Raw genomic sequence first — 16,184 nt, 5'->3', positions numbered from 1 at the left:
AACATGGAAGAGCAGACACGTTTAGTTGCAGCAGGGAATCTGCTAGAGGCTCACACTTGGAAGGGCATGCTGGAGTCCAGCGGCATACAGGTTGAGTTAAAAGGAGAGGCGCTGTTAGGTGGTGTTGGTGAATTACCCACAGGCATTCAAAATGTTGAACTTTGGGTGGCAGAAAGCCAATATGAAATTGCCAAAAAACAGATGGCATCGTTAAACGCACAGTGTCCACAATGGAAGTGTGTTAACTGCCATGAAATTAATGAATCCAGCTTTGAACTCTGCTGGAATTGCAGTGCAGAACGCAGTGAGAAGTACAGTTAATGAAACATAATCCCGCATTTTTAGCATTAGTAGAAAGTGTTTTACCTAAGATCACCGAAGTCACAGTTGAACAGTACCAAGCAATGACAGGCTGGGTATTACTCGATGTACGAGAAGACTCTGAGTGGTTGCAGGGGCACCTGCCCAACGCCCAGCATTTAGGCAGGGGAATTATCGAAAGAGATATCGAGACACGTTTTCCTGATAAACAAAGCCCATTGGTTTTATATTGTGGCGGCGGTTATCGTTCTGCACTCGCTGCAAATAACCTTCAGGTTATGGGTTATTCAAAAGTGGTCTCATTAGCGGGTGGTTATAAGGCGTGGCTTGAGCGACAATTGCCGATAGAACAGGACTGAATAAGTCGTAAACTATCGCAAAGGTGCAGCTCATATATGCAATACTTTCCGCTATTTGTTGATACCCAATCTCTTCGGGTGCTTATTATCGGGGCTGGCGATGTTGCCAGCCGCAAGCTGGACCTCCTTTGTCGCACTGAAGCGAATATTGATGTTATTGCCGTTGATGTTTGCCAAGACACCTTAAACTATGTCAATCAAGAGCGCATAACTCTCGAGCAGCGCCCAGTTAATGACTCTGACATCACTGGCTATGATCTTATCTATCTCTGCACCGCAGATAAGCGACTTAATGAGCGCTTAGCCACTATCGCCAAAGAACAAGACATTTGGGTGAATGTGGTTGATAACCCAAAGTTCTGCCGTTTTATTACTCCCTCAATTGTCGATAGAGGTCGATTGCAGATTGCGATAAGCACAGCCGGAGCATCGCCTGTCTATGCTCGCGAGCTTCGTGCCCGACTCGAATCATGGTTGCCTCGATCCATCAGTCCCTTATTTGACTTTATTGCCCAACATCGACAAGAGGTTCAGAAGCGCTTACCTGTGTTTCAGCATCGAAGACGATTTTGGGAACTGTTTTTTAAGCGAAACGCCGAACGATTTGACGATGATACCCTGAGCCATTATGAGGCAAGTTTTTCGCTACAAATGAGCAGAGGCGAGCTACTGTTGATTGACTCTTCAACCCCTGCTGACTTATTACCTCTGGGAGCGATGCCTTATTTGCAAAAAATTGAGGTAACTTATTCCAAGCTGAGAGTGCCGATTGAGCTTAATGAACTGCTAAGGCGAGATGCTAACTTTAGATCCAGTTTCGACGAACATACTATCGAGCAGCAGTTGGCTGCAGGGGAGTCATGTCTGGTTTATGGCGATAAAGTGGATATCTTACGTTTAACAGAGCAATTTCCCGATGCAAGGTATTTAAGGCCCGGCGCCTTTTAGCAGGTCCAGAGAAAGCCCCCATGGCTTTCCCCCTGAGCAGCGTTATCTTTTATACTGGTTGGGGGGAATTTGAGGTAAACTTGGCGCAAATTTATTTGTGAACATTCCCATGGCACTCAAAGCAACCGTATATAAAGTCGCAATTCAAATCGCAGATATGGATCGTGGTTACTATCAAGACCACCAGTTAACGCTGGCCCAGCACCCCTCTGAAACCGATGAACGCATGATGGTAAGGCTGCTTGCCTTCGCAATGAATGCTAGTGATAGCTTGGCGTTCAGCAAAGGTCTTTGTGTTGACGATGAGCCCGAACTTTGGGATAAGTCATTGTCTGATGAAATCAACCTATGGGTGGAGTTTGGTCAGAGTGATGAGAAATGGCTACGTAAAGCGTGTGGCCGTGCTAAAGCAGTACAATTGATCACCTATGGTGGCCGTAGCGTACCTATCTGGTGGAAACAAAATGAAGCGGCACTTGAGCGCTATGACAACTTGACGATTTGGAACATTCCAGAAGATGCAGTGAAGGCGATGGGGCAGTTAGTCGGCCGCAATATGTCTCTGCAGTTTAATATCTGTGAAGGTCAGATCTGGATCTCGGATAACGACAATAGCGTGCTAGTTGAACCTGAGTTGCTTAAAGGCGATAGCTAGTATTTTAAAGGTGATGTTTTTATACATGCTGAGAGCATAAAAAAGCCAGTCGTCAGACTGGCTTTTTTGTGAAACAACCTCTAAGGCTTAAGACTCTTCGGCTACGGCTTCAATTTCGCCTTTACCTTTGGTCTTAATAATAATTAGGCCTGTGATCACTAAGGTCGATACTACCGCTGCAATCGTTGAGACTGCCATTGGTAGACCAGCTCCAAGGGTTGGTGAGCTGAGTAAGAAGCTAATTACCACAGTAGTCATAAACATAGCTGGAACCGTACAGATCCAATGTAGCTTGTTGTGACGTAGTAGGTACGCAGATGCAGTCCATAGCATCATCACAGCTGTCGCCTGGTTTGCCACACCGAAGTAGCGCCAAATGACACCAAAATCGACTTGAGTTAACACAGCACCGGCAGCAAATAGTGGCAGGGCAAACATCAAACGCTTTGGCAGCTCTGTTTGTGGCATCTTGAAGAACTCAGCCAAAATTAGACGAGCACTACGGAATGCTGTATCGCCAGAAGTAATAGGCAGTACAATTACACCCAATACCGCTAGGAATCCACCTACAGCGCCTAGAAGACCTGTAGAAGCCTCATAAACTACGTTCGCAGGGTTACCCGCCATACCCGCATTTAGCCCTTCAACACTACCGAAGAAAGACAGCGCGATAGCACACCAGATAAGGGCAATAATACCTTCACCGATCATTGCGCCGTAGAATACAAAGCGACCATTCGATTCATTTTCAACACAGCGAGCCATTAGTGGAGACTGAGTTGCGTGGAAGCCCGAAATTGCACCACAAGCGATGGTGATAAACAGTGCTGGCCATAATGGCATGTCATTCGGATTTAAGTTAGTTAGGAAGTCACCAACTTCAACACCTGGCAGTAAGCTGTGTTCACTAGAGATGATTAACGCGATGGTTAGACCAACAGACATAAACACTAGCAGAGCGCCGAAGAAGGGGTATAGGCGTCCAATAATCTTGTCGACAGGAACGATTGTTGCGATCAAGTAGTAGAAGAAGATAATACCAATGAAGATACTCACATCCCAACCAGTTAGCTTACCTAAAAGGCCTGCTGGAGCTGAGATAAATACCACACCGACTAATAGCAGAAGGATGATGGCGAACACGTTCATGAAGTGTTTGGCACCTTTGCCTAGGTATTTACCAGCTAGGCTTGGTACCGACTCGCCATTGTTGCGCACAGATAACATGCCTGAGAAGTAATCGTGTACGGCACCAGCAAATACACAGCCAAGTACAATCCATAGCATGGCCGCAGGGCCATATAGCGCGCCAAGAATTGGGCCAAAGATTGGGCCGACGCCAGCAATGTTGAGCAGCTGAATAAGGTAAACCTTAGCTTTAGACATAGGTACATAGTCGACACCGTCAGTCTTTGTAAACGCAGGGGTTTGGCGATTTGCATTGATGCCAAATACTTTCTCGACAAACGCACCATAAATAAAATAGCCACCGATCAACAGACCGACGCAAAGCAAAAACCAAGTCATATTAATTAACTCTCAGAACATAGAATGGCTGGGAGTGTAAACTTATTTATAGAGTCGGAAAGTTGCAAATTGCTAAGCGGTCAAATAGCTAAGGTCAGTGGTAATATGGCGACCTTAGCGGTTGAACTTTTTGTTGTTACTGGAACCCAAAGAGCTGCTTTAGTTGTTTTAAATAGCGTCTCGATACAGGCACTTTTGCACCAGAGCGGGTTGTGACCTCAGCGCCAGCCTCTTGTAGTTCTATTTCGGCAATGGCCGTTGGTGCGATTAAATACTGTCGATGACAATAGATGAGGGAGGTTTTCTCTTCGAGAACCCTTAATGTCATATGCGTGTGCACAAGTTCGTCGGCGGTCGCTACATGCACACCGCTCATATCGCTATAAATAAACTGTACGGCGCCTGTGGCCACAACTTTTAACCTGTTTCCGCAAAAGCAGGGAATATGTTCAAGTTTCTCGCGAGCGATAGTGCCGAGTTGTTTTGGAGTCAGATCTTTGCGCAATCGGTTTAATGTCGCGGCGAAGCGATTGTCATCAATCGGCTTCAAAAGGTAATCGAACGCCTGCTTTTCAAATGCTGTGATGGCATATTCATCAAACGCTGTGACAAAAACGATTCTAGGGAGGTTATCGGGATCCAGCATAGATGCGAGCTCAAGGCCGGATATTTTGGGCATCTGAATATCGAGGAAGATCAGCTCAGGTTTAAATTTGGTGATGGCCTGCATCGCTTCTACTGCGTTGCTGCATTGGGCCATGACTTCAAAATCAGGCTCGTTTTCAAGCAAGATAGCAAGCTCGTCTCTGGCGTAAGGTTCATCGTCAATTATGATGCAGCTAATCAAGGTCTAAGATCCCGTTGTCGGTAGGTGAATGCTAATAGTAGTGTACTGGTTCGCTTCAAAGTTTATTGTAATACCGAACTGGGCGCCAAACATGTTTTGGATCCGTTTATCGACGATGTTCATGCCCAAGCCTTCGTTGTTGTTTGTTGGCTTATAGAGGCCAGCATTGTCGGTGACTGATAGTAATAGCGTTTCGTCGGGTAATAGCTCACCTTTAACCGTGATGACGCCGGAACCTAGCATATTTGAAGTGCCGTGTTTGACCGCATTCTCTATGATTGGCTGCAGGGTAAAGGCAGGCAGTTTGCAATGCAGTAATGACTCCGGAATATCAATATTAACGGTTAACTTATCGATAAAGCGTGCCTTTTCGATAGTGAGGTAGGAGTCGATATGTTCAAGTTCATCGGCGAGTGTGACCAGTCCCGTGGTGCGTTTTAAGTTAATCCTTAAAAATTGCGACAAGTTTTGAATCAATTGACGTGCAGTATTAGGGTCGCGGCGGATAATCGCGGCGATGGTATTCAGTGCATTAAACAAAAAGTGTGGATTGACTTGGGCTTGTAACAACTTCAGTTCAGACTGAACTAATAAGTTTTGCTGAGCGGCAAAACGGCCATAAAGGATTTGATTCGATAGCAGTCTGCCTAAACCTTCGCCTAGGGTTTTGTTGATATTGAGAAATAACTTTTTCTTTGGTTCATACAGCTTAATAGTGCCTATCACAGTTGCATCGGAGCGGAGCGGGATCACCAAGCTTGAACCTAATTGGCAACTATTGGAAATTGAGCAAGCGTAGGGCATGTTAACGCCATCGGCGAACATAACCCTGTCTTGGTCGATAGCATCTTGAGTGATTTTTGAGGAGATTGGCGTACCTGCAATATGATGATCATCACCGATGCCGATAAAGGCCAGTAATTTCTCAGTATCTGTGATAGCGACTGCGCCAACCTGGGTTTCTTCCTTAATAATTTGTGCTACTTGTTTACTGGTCTCTTCATTAAATCCCGTCGACAAAATCCCTACACTGCGCTCAGCAATCCTTAATGACTGGGTTGAAAATACAGAGGACATCTTGTCATACATGGCTTTTTGGTCGCGTATGATACTCATAAATAGCGCGGCACCGATGGAGTTAATCAGCAACATTGGCAGCGCTATTTGCTCCACGAGTGCCAAGGCATCGGTAAAAGGCTTGGCGACCGCTAGAATAATCAACATCTGCATCACTTCAGCGGTGAAGGTAACCATGCACACCAAAAGTGGTGAGTAGATTAGTTCTTGCTGGCCGATACGGCGTAGGTAATAACTCACCATTCCAGCGGATAAGCCTTCAATTGTGGTGGATATTGCACAGGCAAGATCGGTAAACCCACCCATGCTGTATCTGTGTAATCCGCCAGTGAGTCCGACTAAGAAACCGGTGACTGGCCCGCCGAGTAAGCCTCCGAGAACAGCACCCATCGCGCGGGTGTTAGCTATTGCGTCATTGGTCTGCTCACCGAAATAGGTTGCCATGATGCAAAAGCCAGAGAAGATGAAGTAGATATAAACTTTATGGGGAAGGCGAGTCGCGGCTTCGGTAAACACTTTGAAAAGAGGCGTCTTACTAACAAGGTAGACAATCACCATATAGAGGCTCATCTGCTGGGTTAGTAATAATATTAGCGACATGGAAGACTCACTTTGAAAGAGTGGCTTAGCTTAAGCTGTTTAAGCAAAATCAAATGCTTAATATAGTGCGCATTGATGCTAATTTCCTACAAAAATTTACGGCTATTGATGCGAGTGCTATGTAGATCAAAGTTTTGAATAAGGGGATAGCGTATAAAGTGCTTAATATATACAGCTTAATATTAGGGGCAATATGTCAGATTCGATTCATGGCCATCAGGTGATGGAGCTTATGCTAGCACATGGGCAATCTTTAACTAAAGAAGCGTTAAAATCGCTTATGCATAAAGAGTTTGGTGAGCAGGCTCGTTATCACACTTGTTCTGCCCAACAAATGGATGCAGATGAGCTAATCGCTTTTCTGGAGAAAAAAGGCAAGTTTATTCACTCTGAAAACGGGATAGAAACCGCTGCCGACCGGATCTGCAACCACTAATACATGCTCTGAAGCATACAAACTCTGGATCTCAAAAAGCCTAACATCGTTAGGCTTTTTATTTTGTATCTAGAACACCCAGTTTAGATAAGCTGTAACGCAATGTGGCAACGGGTCTCGTTGGCACAGGTGCAGCGGCATACTTGGCCCTTGACGGTATTCTCATTGTCATTACCTTGATTAAAGGTTACTTCGATTAAGGTCCCCAGTGCTAATGCTTGATTGTATTCGAGTAATGCACCTCGGCGAGAAAGATCGAGACAGATGGCGGAGTTCGAATATATGCCTGCATTAGTATGAATCGCGATAATAACAGACTCGTCTTCCATATCGACCCTTTGGGAGCTACGCCTTTCTTGTTGATAGGTTTCCATACCGATTATCCTTTGAGTTATTTTGCATAAACAGATATGAGCTTAAACCACTTGTGGTAGCAATTAAAGACCTAGACAGGGATCGGTTGATTTTAATAGGGTATTAAACGAAAAGGATAAAGTGGACTTGATGGCGAGAGGAGAAGTACTCGAAGTCGCAGCTTCGAGTACTTATCATGCGCTATTTCGAGGAGACTTATAGTTCGTCTTCTTTACGACGGGGGTAAGGTAATTTTAACTGACCCCAGCGGATAATGATAACTGTGCCAGCCAAGACTAGCGTAGAGATTGAAATCGCAACAATTCGCCAGTCATCCATCGCCTTCATATCCAAAATCAAATACCGCGCTAGGGCAACGATAGCAATGTATAGCGGCATACGAATAGGCAGTTTGCCCGATTCCGCATAATGCGACACCATTGCTAGCACTTCTAAGTAGATAAATAGCAACAGTAGATCCGCAAGGGCTACTGCCCCAACGTCAAAAATATGTTTAATCTCTTGGCCAATCGCAACTACGGTGGCGATTGCGATAATAATAAGTACTAAATGTTCAATGGCTTTAATGCTTGTAATGCCATATTTGCGATACATTTTATCCATGATATTCCCTAATGCAGTCGTTTGATAAAGGGTATCAGTAAATAATAGAAATGTGACATTATCGGTGTGACGTTATTCACAATATCGTTTGATAAATTCTGAAGTTACTTTTGTTTGTATAAGGTAAGAATATGAATTTTAGGTAAGTTTTAACTTGTTGCTCAGTCAAGTTTACATTGGGTTTATTTATTAACAAAGGTATCGCATGGAACTGTTGTCGATTAGGCATAAAAAAACCGCCTAAGTAGGCGGTTTCTAAATCAACTAAGCGAGATTAACGCTTAAGTGCATCGCTCAATAATGGGCGGAATGACTTAACTAGTGCCGTTGTAACTTTTGGCGCGCCAGCAACGATGTTGCCTGATGCTAGGTAGTTATGGTTACCAGTAAAGTCTGTTACTGTACCGCCTGCTTCACGCACGATTAGATCACCTGCAGCGATATCCCATGGCTTTAGACCAATTTCAAAGAAACCGTCTACACGGCCAGCCGCAAGGTATGCTAGATCGAGTGCTGCAGAACCTGCACGACGTACGTCAGCAGACTGAGTGAATGCAGTTGCGAACAACTTCATGTAAGTTTCGGTGTGTTGCTTAGCCTTGAACGGGAAACCGGTAGCAATGATGGTTTCGTCTAAGTCTTTGTTTGCTACACGGATACGGAAATCGTTAAGCTTAGCGAATTTACCACGTACAGCAGAGAATAGTTCGTCACGAATAGGATCGTAAACAACAGCGACTTCGGTTTTGCCTTTATATTGCATAGCAATAGAAACAGCAAAGTGAGGGATACCTCTTACGAAGTTATTAGTGCCATCCAGAGGGTCAACAATCCAAACGTAATCTTTATTTGTTCCTTTGTTCTCACCAGCTTCTTCACCAACAATAGTGTGGTCTGGGTAAGATTTACGGATCTGATACGTGATCGCAGCTTCAGCTTCCTTGTCTACGTTAGTTACGTAGTCGTTAACACCTTTAGAACTGACTTCAACTCGGTCTAGTTCTGCATAGGCGCGCAAAATTGTTTGGCCGGCAGCGCGAGCAGCGCGCACAGCAATGGTATGCATTGGAAGCATTGCAAATCCCCTGGATGTAAAAGAACGGATATAAATTATCGGAGGCGGATTATACTCGATTTGACGGTTATATCAAATGTTGATTTTTGTATAAGTAAAATGAGTCGCCTGTGGTAACATTCTTTCACGTGTTCCTTCAGAAAAATTAAGTAGTTTCATGCTCAGCAATATTCGCGTCGTTCTTGTCGGTACTTCCCATCCAGGGAATATAGGTTCTACAGCCCGTGCTATGAAAACCATGGGATTATCCACTTTATATCTGGCTGAGCCAAAAGTTGAGCCAGATGGCCACTCTATTGCGTTGGCTGCAGGTGCGTCAGATATTTTAAAGCACGCCATCACCGTTGGCTCTGTAGAAGAGGCTATCGCAGATTGTAGCCTTGTTATTGCAACCAGTGCCCGCAGCCGCACGTTAGACTGGCCTATGCTTGAACCTCGCGAAGCGGGTGAGAAGTTGGTGGGTTCAGCGCTTAATGGTCCTGTTGCCATTGTCTTCGGTCGTGAAAATAACGGCCTGACCAATGAAGAGCTACAGCGTTGTGACTACCACGTAGCTATTCCTGCAAATCCAGAGTACACCTCACTAAACTTAGCGCAAGCGGTACAGATTATCTGTTACGAGGCGCGAGTAGCGCATCTTGCACAGGTACAAGGTGCTACAGAGCAAACTGTTGTAGAAAGTGAAGAGAGCGAAGATGCTTATCCTTCTTCAAGAGAGCGCGAGAACTTCTTTGAACATTTAGAGACAACGTTATTGTCGACTAACTTCATCGTTAAAAATCATCCAGGTCAGGTGATGACTAAGTTGCGCCGTCTATTTAGCCGTACGCGCATCGAGCGCCAAGAGATGAATATCTTGCGCGGAATTTTGACCTCGATTGATAAAGTTGTCTCTAAGAACGAGACTAAAGATAAGTAAAAGCGTTAAAAGGAAGTTGCTAAATGGGTGTTATCGCAAGACTGAAAGACGACATAGCTTCTATTTACCATAGAGATCCAGCTGCAAACGGGACAATAGAGATCTTATTCAATTATCCGGGGATGCAAGCTATCTGGATCCACAGAGTGAGTCACAAGCTGTGGGTGAGAAATTGGCGGCTTTCGGCGCGATGTTTATCGACCTTCTCTCGCTGGTTAACCGGGGTTGAAATTCACCCCGGTGCCACTATCGGCGATCGTTTCTTTATCGATCATGGTATGGGCGTGGTGATTGGTGAAACTGCCGAAATCGGTAACGATTGCACCCTTTATCATGGGGTCACCCTAGGGGGAACCACGTGGCAGTCTGGTAAACGTCATCCTACATTAGGTAATAATGTGGTAATTGGCGCAGGCGCTAAAATTTTAGGTCCGATCACCATGAATGATGGTGCTAGGGTTGGTTCTAACTCCGTGGTCGTTAAAGATGTACCAGTCGATACCACAGTGGTGGGGATCCCTGGCCGTGTAGTGGCAACGCCATCGGCACAATCAAAAGAAACCTCACAGCGCCGCACTGAGATGGCGAAGAAATATGGCTTCGATGCCTACGCTGTCTCACCGGATAATCCCGATCCTGTCGCCAATGCTATTGGCCAGATGTTGGATCATATGCATCTAATGGACTCGAAGGTTCAAGAGGTCTGTCAAGCCGTTCAAACCCTTGGTGGAAGTGTCTGTACTGAAAGGCTACCTGAGCTAGATGTCGAAGATTTTAGCGAAGACGAATTAGCGGCAGCGCAGAAACGTCAGAAGTCTTTAGATGAGTTTGATCCCATTATCTAGATTAATGTGGGGTTAAAATCCCAAATGCCATTGAATCTTGCCTAATAAACAGGTTAAATACCCCAGCAAAATGACGGGGTATTTAACCTGTCATGATCCTATTAATACCTGACCAAAACGCTAGGTTTTATACTTGACTAAAATAGTCAGGTATGTTGAAATTAGCCTATGCTTTTTTGGGAGACGTAGTAACCATGAAACTTACATCGAAAGGTCGGTACGCAGTAACTGCAATGTTAGACGTTGCCATGCACTCAACTAATGGTCCTGTGCCATTGGCCGATATTTCCGAGCGTCAAGGGATCTCTCTATCTTACCTCGAACAACTCTTCGCAAAACTCAGAAAAAATGGTTTGGTTTCAAGTGTACGTGGCCCAGGTGGTGGATATCGCCTAGGTACAGACGCTTGTGATATTTCCGTTGGGATGGTTGTACGTGCGGTTGATGAGTCTGTTGATGCAACACGCTGCCAAGGTCAGGGTAACTGCCAGAGTGGAACACGATGTTTAACCCATTCTCTCTGGGGAGATTTGAGCAGTCAGATTTCTGATTTCTTAAATGGCATATCGTTAGCAGGATTGATGCATAAAAGAGATGTGCAGTTTATCTCCGTTAAACAGGATAAATTGCAGCAGGAACAAAGGCTAAGTATCTAACAGCCTCTGTTATGAATATAAAAATTATTTTTTGTACGTTGTAAGTGGTCTCTATTTGAGACTACAAAGTACGGAGTGTGTGATGAAGCTACCTATCTATTTAGATTATGCTGCGACGACGCCAGTTGACCCTCGTGTCGCAGAGAAAATGATGCAATGCCTGACTATGGATGGCATTTTCGGTAACCCAGCGTCTCGTTCTCACCGCTACGGTTGGCAAGCCGAAGAGGCTGTTGATATCGCTCGTAATCAAGTTGCTGAGCTGATTAATGCCGATCCGCGTGAAATCGTGTTTACTTCTGGTGCAACTGAGTCTGACAACCTTGCAATTAAAGGTGTGGCTCACTTCTATCATAAGAAGGGCAAGCACATCATCACTAGCAAGACCGAACATAAAGCCGTTTTAGATACCTGTCGTCAGCTAGAGCGCGAAGGCTATGAAGTGACTTATCTTCAACCAGAGCCGAGCGGTCTGATCCCACTTTCTATGATTGAAGACGCGATGCGTGAAGACACAATCCTTGTGAGCATCATGCAGGTGAACAACGAGATTGGTGTTATCCAAGATATCGATGCAATCGGCGAGCTTTGTCGTTCACGTAAAATCATCTTCCATGTCGATGCAGCGCAAAGCGCTGGTAAATTACCTATCGACGTACAGGCGACCAAAGTTGATTTAATGTCAATCTCTGGTCACAAGATGTATGGCCCTAAAGGGATCGGTGCACTTTATGTTAGCCGTAAGCCACGTATCCGCTTAGAAGCAGCTATGCACGGTGGTGGACATGAGCGTGGTATGCGCAGTGGTACCTTAGCAACTCACCAAATTGTGGGGATGGGCGAAGCAGCTGCCATTGCTAAAGCCGATATGGAAACGGATAACGAGCGTATTCGTCGTTTACGTGACAAGTTATGGAATGGTATCAAGCATATCGAAGAGACCTATATCAACGGTGATATGGAAAAACGCGCTTGTGGCAGCCTAAACGTCAGCTTTAACTTCGTTGAAGGTGAGTCATTGATGATGGCGCTAAAAGACTTAGCCGTATCGTCTGGTTCGGCATGTACTTCAGCTAGTCTTGAACCAAGTTATGTACTGCGTGCATTAGGTCTAAATGACGAGATGGCACACAGCTCAATTCGATTCTCAATCGGTCGTTTCACGACAGATGAAGAGATCGACCATGCAATAGAAACGATTAAAGAGTCTATTGGTAATTTAAGGGAAATGTCTCCGCTTTGGGAAATGTTCAAAGACGGTATCGATCTGGACTCTGTTCAGTGGGCACATCATTAACCTTAGCTAAATTGACGAATAGATAAATTGGAGTTGTATCATGGCTTATAGCGAAAAAGTAATCGATCATTATGAGAATCCACGTAACGTGGGCTCATTCGATAAAAATGACCCATCAGTGGTTACGGGTATGGTTGGCGCGCCAGCTTGTGGTGACGTAATGAAGCTACAACTGCGTATCGATGATAACGGTATTATCGAAGACGCTAAGTTCAAAACTTATGGTTGTGGTAGTGCTATCGCTTCTAGCTCACTTGTGACTGAGTGGGTTAAAGGTAAAACAGTTGAAGAAGCCCGTGCGATTAAGAACACTGATATCGCAGAAGAGTTGGCATTACCGCCAGTTAAAATTCACTGTTCTATTTTGGCTGAAGATGCGATCAAGGCTGCGCTAGAAGAGTATAAAACTAAGCAATCTAAGTAATACCTGGAGTTAAGATGGCAATTAGTATCACTCCCGCTGCGGCTGACCGAGTTAAAAGCTTTTTAGCTAGTCGCGGCAAAGGTCTAGGCTTACGCTTAGGGCTTAAGACATCAGGCTGTTCCGGCATGGCTTATGTGTTGGAATTTGTTGATGATCTTAACGATGATGATGAGATCTATGATGTCGATGGTGTTAAAATCATCATCGATGCTAAGAGTTTTATCTATCTTCAAGGGATTGAGTTGGACTTTGTTAAAGAAGGTCTTAACGAAGGTTTCCAGTTCAATAACCCTAATGCGAAAGGTGAATGTGGCTGCGGTGAGAGCTTTACCGTTTAAGTCATTAAAAGTAAAACTATGAATTATTTCGAGCTGTTTAGTTTACTTCCTTCCTATGATGTCGACACCGCCTTACTTGCAGAGCGCTACCGCGAACTGCAACGGGCGGTTCATCCCGACAAGTTTGCTAACGCGAGTGAGCAAGATAAGCGTCTTTCTGTACAGCGTACAGCACAAATCAACGATGGTTTTCAAACGCTTAAAAACCCAATTCAGAGAGCTGAGCACCTTTTGGCACTGAAAGGTCTAGAGTTAAGCCACGAATCGACCACATTAAAAGATACTCAATTTTTAATGCAGCAGATGGAATGGCGCGAGTCACTCGAAGAGATCAAGCATAGCGATGATCCCGACTCAGAGATTGCAGAACTCTATGATTCTTTTGAGCAGTACGGTAAGCAAATTACCGCAGAGCTAAAGGGATTATTACTCAGTGAGCTTGAAGCGGATCATTTGCAGGCGGCAGATCAAATTCGTAAACTCAAGTTTATGGCAAAATTACAAGATGAGTTGACTAGAGTGGAAGACGCACTCTTAGATTAGTCAGCGGTCTTAATTTTATAATACTGTTGGCTCAAGATATTGAGCCAACATTTTTTTAAGTTGGATATATATGGCACTTTTGCAGATAGCAGAGCCTGGACAGAGCGCTGCTCCCCACCAACATCGTCTCGCAGTTGGGATCGATTTAGGCACCACTAACTCACTTGTTGCTGCGGTACGTAGCGGCGTGGCGAATACTTTACCCGATGAAGATTCACAGCATTCATTGCCTTCTGTCGTCCGATATACCCAAGACGGTGTTCAAGTTGGCCTTGAAGCAGAAGCTTTCTCTGCTCAAGATCCACAAAACACCATAGTGTCAGTTAAGCGCTTTATGGGCCGTAGCCTAGAAGATATTCAATCGGGCTTGCAGGCGTTACCGTACGCTTTCGAAGCGAGTGAAAACGGCTTACCGATTTTTGTGACGCCTAGTGGTAAAGTTAACCCAGTTCAAGTTTCCTCAGAAATATTAAAGCCGCTGGTGGCCCGTGCAGAGTCAACTCTTGGTGGCACATTGGAAGGGGTGGTCATTACCGTACCTGCCTATTTCGATGATGCACAACGTCAAGGCACAAAAGATGCTGCGTCATTAACTGGCGTTAAAGTATTGCGCCTATTAAACGAGCCAACAGCCGCAGCAATTGCCTATGGTTTAGACTCGGGTCAAGAAGGTGTGATTGCCGTTTATGACTTAGGCGGCGGTACATTCGATATCTCTATTCTGCGTTTGAACAAAGGCGTATTTGAGGTGTTAGCGACCGGTGGTGACTCAGCATTAGGTGGAGATGATTTCGACCACATGTTGCAAGCGCATTTCATCGAGCAATGGCAGATAAGCGCAGCTAGCGACAGTATGAACCGTAAAATGCAGATTGAAGCGAGACGCGTAAAAGAAGCATTAACGGATTCACCAGAGGCTGTTGCTTCAGTAGTTGATGACGAAGGCAATACGCTAACGTTAACCATTAGCCGCGATCTGTTTGATAGCTTAATCGGCAAATTAGTGAAGAAGACAATCAGTAGTTGCCGCCGTGCACTACGTGATGCCGGCGTTAGCAATGATGAAGTGCTTGAAACTGTGATGGTGGGTGGCTCGACTCGCGTACCTTTAGTTCGTCAGGAAGTCGAAAACTTCATGGGTAAGCAGCCGCTGACGTCTATCGATCCAGATCGTGTGGTGGCGATTGGCGCAGCGATTCAAGCCGATATCTTGGTGGGCAACAAGCCTGAGTCTGATCTGTTACTGCTCGATGTTATCCCGCTTTCTCTTGGCGTTGAGACCATGGGCGGTTTGGTTGAGAAGGTCGTTTCTCGTAACACCACGATACCCGTTGCTCGTGCACAAGAGTTCACCACCTTTAAAGATGGACAAACTGCGATGGCATTCCACGTAGTTCAAGGTGAGCGTGAGTTAGTGGCAGATTGTCGCTCACTTGCTAAATTTACCTTAAAAGGGATCCCGCCACTGGCTGCCGGTGCGGCACATATCCGTGTGACCTTCCAAGTAGATGCTGATGGTTTACTTAGCGTTACTGCGATGGAGAAGTCCACAGGCGTTCAAGCAAGCATTCAAGTTAAGCCATCTTTCGGCTTAAGCGATGAAGAAATTGGTAGCATGCTTAAAGACTCAATGGCCAATGCCAAAGAGGATATCACGCGTCGAATGCTAGCTGAGAAGCAAGTTGAAGCGGCACGCGTACTCGAGTCGCTCAATGCTGCATTAAATAAAGATGGCGATTTGCTATCGGCTGAAGAGTTAAGCGCTATTCAAACGAATATGGCTTCACTCGCTCAAATTGCGAGCGAAGACGATGCCGATGCGATTGAAGCGGCTATCGAAGCACTAGATACAGCGACGCAGGACTTTGCTGCTAAGCGTATGGATAATTCAATTCGACTCGCTCTGAAAGGGCAGTCGGTTGACAATATATAGGTAAGGTTATGCCACAAATTGTATTTTTACCCCATGAAGAATTATGTCCGGATGGCGCGGTAGTTGAAGCGAATGTCGGTGAAACAGTATTAGACGTTGCACTGCGTAACGGTATTCATATCGAGCACGCGTGCGAAAAGTCATGTGCTTGCACCACTTGTCATGTGATTATTCGTGAAGGCTTTGATGAGTTAGAAGAGAGCGACGAGCTAGAAGATGACATGCTAGATAAAGCATGGGGTCTTGAGCCTGAAAGCCGTTTATCTTGCCAGTCTCGTGTACCAGACGCCGATCTTGTCGTTGATATTCCTAAGTACACGATAAACATGGTTAGCGAAGGTTAATCCTTTGTCTGTTTAAGCCGTTTAAATAAAAAGCCAGTAGTCAGAACTACTGGCTTTTTTTG

The 16,184-nt window shown here is 45.1% G+C and carries 20 protein-coding genes; 14 read left to right on the top strand and 6 right to left on the bottom strand.

Annotated elements, in window-relative coordinates:
• Positions 1–3 precede the first annotated feature (3 nt).
• The 4 genes from L1D44_RS07800 (at position 4) to L1D44_RS07785 (ending at position 2,283) form a co-directional block, all read left to right on the top strand.
• Entirely contained in the window at positions 4–321 is a 318-nt protein-coding gene (locus L1D44_RS07800; protein ID WP_202719937.1) for a DUF2007 domain-containing protein, read from the top strand.
• Complete coding sequence (locus tag L1D44_RS07795) at positions 321–680, top strand: rhodanese-like domain-containing protein (RefSeq protein ID WP_220770723.1); 360 nt, start codon at positions 321–323, stop codon at positions 678–680. Before L1D44_RS07800 ends, L1D44_RS07795 begins: the two co-directional genes overlap by 1 nt.
• A gap of 36 nt (positions 681–716) precedes the next feature.
• Entirely contained in the window at positions 717–1,628 is a 912-nt protein-coding gene (locus L1D44_RS07790; RefSeq protein WP_239889611.1) for a bifunctional precorrin-2 dehydrogenase/sirohydrochlorin ferrochelatase, read from the top strand.
• A 109-nt stretch (positions 1,629–1,737) separates the two neighbouring features.
• Positions 1,738–2,283, top strand: a complete 546-nt coding sequence (locus L1D44_RS07785) for a YaeQ family protein (RefSeq protein ID WP_239889610.1) — start codon at positions 1,738–1,740, stop codon at positions 2,281–2,283.
• Between the two features lie 87 nt (positions 2,284–2,370).
• Here L1D44_RS07785 and L1D44_RS07780 read toward each other — a convergent pair whose 3' ends face one another.
• From L1D44_RS07780 to L1D44_RS07770, 3 genes are all read right to left on the bottom strand, one after another.
• Positions 2,371–3,810 carry a carbon starvation protein A gene (locus tag L1D44_RS07780; RefSeq protein ID WP_239889609.1) on the bottom strand — a complete coding sequence of 480 codons (1,440 nt, stop codon included), beginning with the start codon at positions 3,808–3,810 and terminating at the stop codon, positions 2,371–2,373.
• A 136-nt stretch (positions 3,811–3,946) separates the two neighbouring features.
• The gene (btsR, locus tag L1D44_RS07775) at positions 3,947–4,657 is read right to left on the bottom strand and encodes a two-component system response regulator BtsR (RefSeq protein WP_239889608.1); all 711 of its coding nucleotides are present in this window, start codon (positions 4,655–4,657) and stop codon (positions 3,947–3,949) included.
• Positions 4,658–4,660: 3 nt separating this feature from the next.
• Positions 4,661–6,334 (bottom strand): sensor histidine kinase, encoded by a 1,674-nt coding sequence (locus L1D44_RS07770; protein ID WP_239889607.1) that lies wholly within the window; start codon positions 6,332–6,334, stop codon positions 4,661–4,663.
• A 193-nt stretch (positions 6,335–6,527) separates the two neighbouring features.
• Between L1D44_RS07770 and L1D44_RS07765 the strand changes: the two genes are divergently transcribed.
• The gene (locus L1D44_RS07765) at positions 6,528–6,770 is read left to right on the top strand and encodes a YecH family metal-binding protein (RefSeq protein ID WP_239889606.1); all 243 of its coding nucleotides are present in this window, start codon (positions 6,528–6,530) and stop codon (positions 6,768–6,770) included.
• 83 nt (positions 6,771–6,853) lie between these two features.
• On the opposite strand, the gene L1D44_RS07760 is transcribed toward L1D44_RS07765, so the two are convergent.
• The 3 genes from L1D44_RS07760 to suhB form a co-directional block, all read right to left on the bottom strand.
• A complete protein-coding gene (locus L1D44_RS07760) occupies positions 6,854–7,144 on the bottom strand; it encodes a PilZ domain-containing protein (RefSeq protein WP_239889605.1) in 291 nt (96 codons plus the stop codon).
• Positions 7,145–7,340: 196 nt separating this feature from the next.
• Positions 7,341–7,748 carry a phosphate-starvation-inducible PsiE family protein gene (locus tag L1D44_RS07755; protein ID WP_239889604.1) on the bottom strand — a complete coding sequence of 136 codons (408 nt, stop codon included), beginning with the start codon at positions 7,746–7,748 and terminating at the stop codon, positions 7,341–7,343.
• 274 nt (positions 7,749–8,022) lie between these two features.
• Complete coding sequence (suhB, locus tag L1D44_RS07750) at positions 8,023–8,823, bottom strand: inositol-1-monophosphatase (RefSeq protein ID WP_239889603.1); 801 nt, start codon at positions 8,821–8,823, stop codon at positions 8,023–8,025.
• A gap of 157 nt (positions 8,824–8,980) precedes the next feature.
• On the opposite strand from suhB, the gene trmJ reads away from it, so the two are divergent.
• The 9 genes from trmJ (at position 8,981) to fdx (ending at position 16,122) form a co-directional block, all read left to right on the top strand.
• The gene (gene trmJ, locus L1D44_RS07745; RefSeq protein WP_220770733.1) at positions 8,981–9,742 is read left to right on the top strand and encodes a tRNA (cytosine(32)/uridine(32)-2'-O)-methyltransferase TrmJ; all 762 of its coding nucleotides are present in this window, start codon (positions 8,981–8,983) and stop codon (positions 9,740–9,742) included.
• Positions 9,743–9,765: 23 nt separating this feature from the next.
• Positions 9,766–10,587: a serine O-acetyltransferase gene (cysE, locus tag L1D44_RS07740; protein ID WP_239889602.1), complete on the top strand. Its 822-nt coding sequence runs from the start codon at positions 9,766–9,768 to the stop codon at positions 10,585–10,587.
• A 194-nt stretch (positions 10,588–10,781) separates the two neighbouring features.
• Positions 10,782–11,243 carry a Fe-S cluster assembly transcriptional regulator IscR gene (gene iscR / locus L1D44_RS07735; protein ID WP_012154738.1) on the top strand — a complete coding sequence of 154 codons (462 nt, stop codon included), beginning with the start codon at positions 10,782–10,784 and terminating at the stop codon, positions 11,241–11,243.
• Between the two features lie 82 nt (positions 11,244–11,325).
• Positions 11,326–12,540 (top strand): IscS subfamily cysteine desulfurase, encoded by a 1,215-nt coding sequence (locus L1D44_RS07730; protein ID WP_239889601.1) that lies wholly within the window; start codon positions 11,326–11,328, stop codon positions 12,538–12,540.
• Positions 12,541–12,580: 40 nt separating this feature from the next.
• A complete protein-coding gene (gene iscU / locus L1D44_RS07725; RefSeq protein ID WP_220770737.1) occupies positions 12,581–12,964 on the top strand; it encodes a Fe-S cluster assembly scaffold IscU in 384 nt (127 codons plus the stop codon).
• Between the two features lie 14 nt (positions 12,965–12,978).
• On the top strand, positions 12,979–13,302 hold the full coding sequence (iscA, locus tag L1D44_RS07720) for an iron-sulfur cluster assembly protein IscA (RefSeq protein ID WP_202719953.1): 324 nt from the start codon (positions 12,979–12,981) through the stop codon (positions 13,300–13,302).
• An 18-nt stretch (positions 13,303–13,320) separates the two neighbouring features.
• Positions 13,321–13,845, top strand: coding sequence for a co-chaperone HscB (gene hscB / locus L1D44_RS07715; RefSeq protein ID WP_239889600.1), 525 nt, complete (start codon positions 13,321–13,323; stop codon positions 13,843–13,845).
• A gap of 70 nt (positions 13,846–13,915) precedes the next feature.
• Entirely contained in the window at positions 13,916–15,778 is a 1,863-nt protein-coding gene (hscA, locus tag L1D44_RS07710) for a Fe-S protein assembly chaperone HscA (protein WP_239889599.1), read from the top strand.
• Between the two features lie 8 nt (positions 15,779–15,786).
• Positions 15,787–16,122 (top strand): ISC system 2Fe-2S type ferredoxin, encoded by a 336-nt coding sequence (fdx, locus tag L1D44_RS07705; protein ID WP_239889598.1) that lies wholly within the window; start codon positions 15,787–15,789, stop codon positions 16,120–16,122.
• The last annotated feature ends 62 nt before the right edge of the window (positions 16,123–16,184 follow it).

The organism is Shewanella sp. Isolate13 (assembly GCF_022398325.1).
Taxonomy (GTDB): Bacteria; Pseudomonadota; Gammaproteobacteria; order Enterobacterales; family Shewanellaceae; genus Shewanella.
The sequence above is the reverse complement of the archived record's forward strand: the minus strand, read 5'-3'. Positions and strand labels throughout refer to the sequence as shown.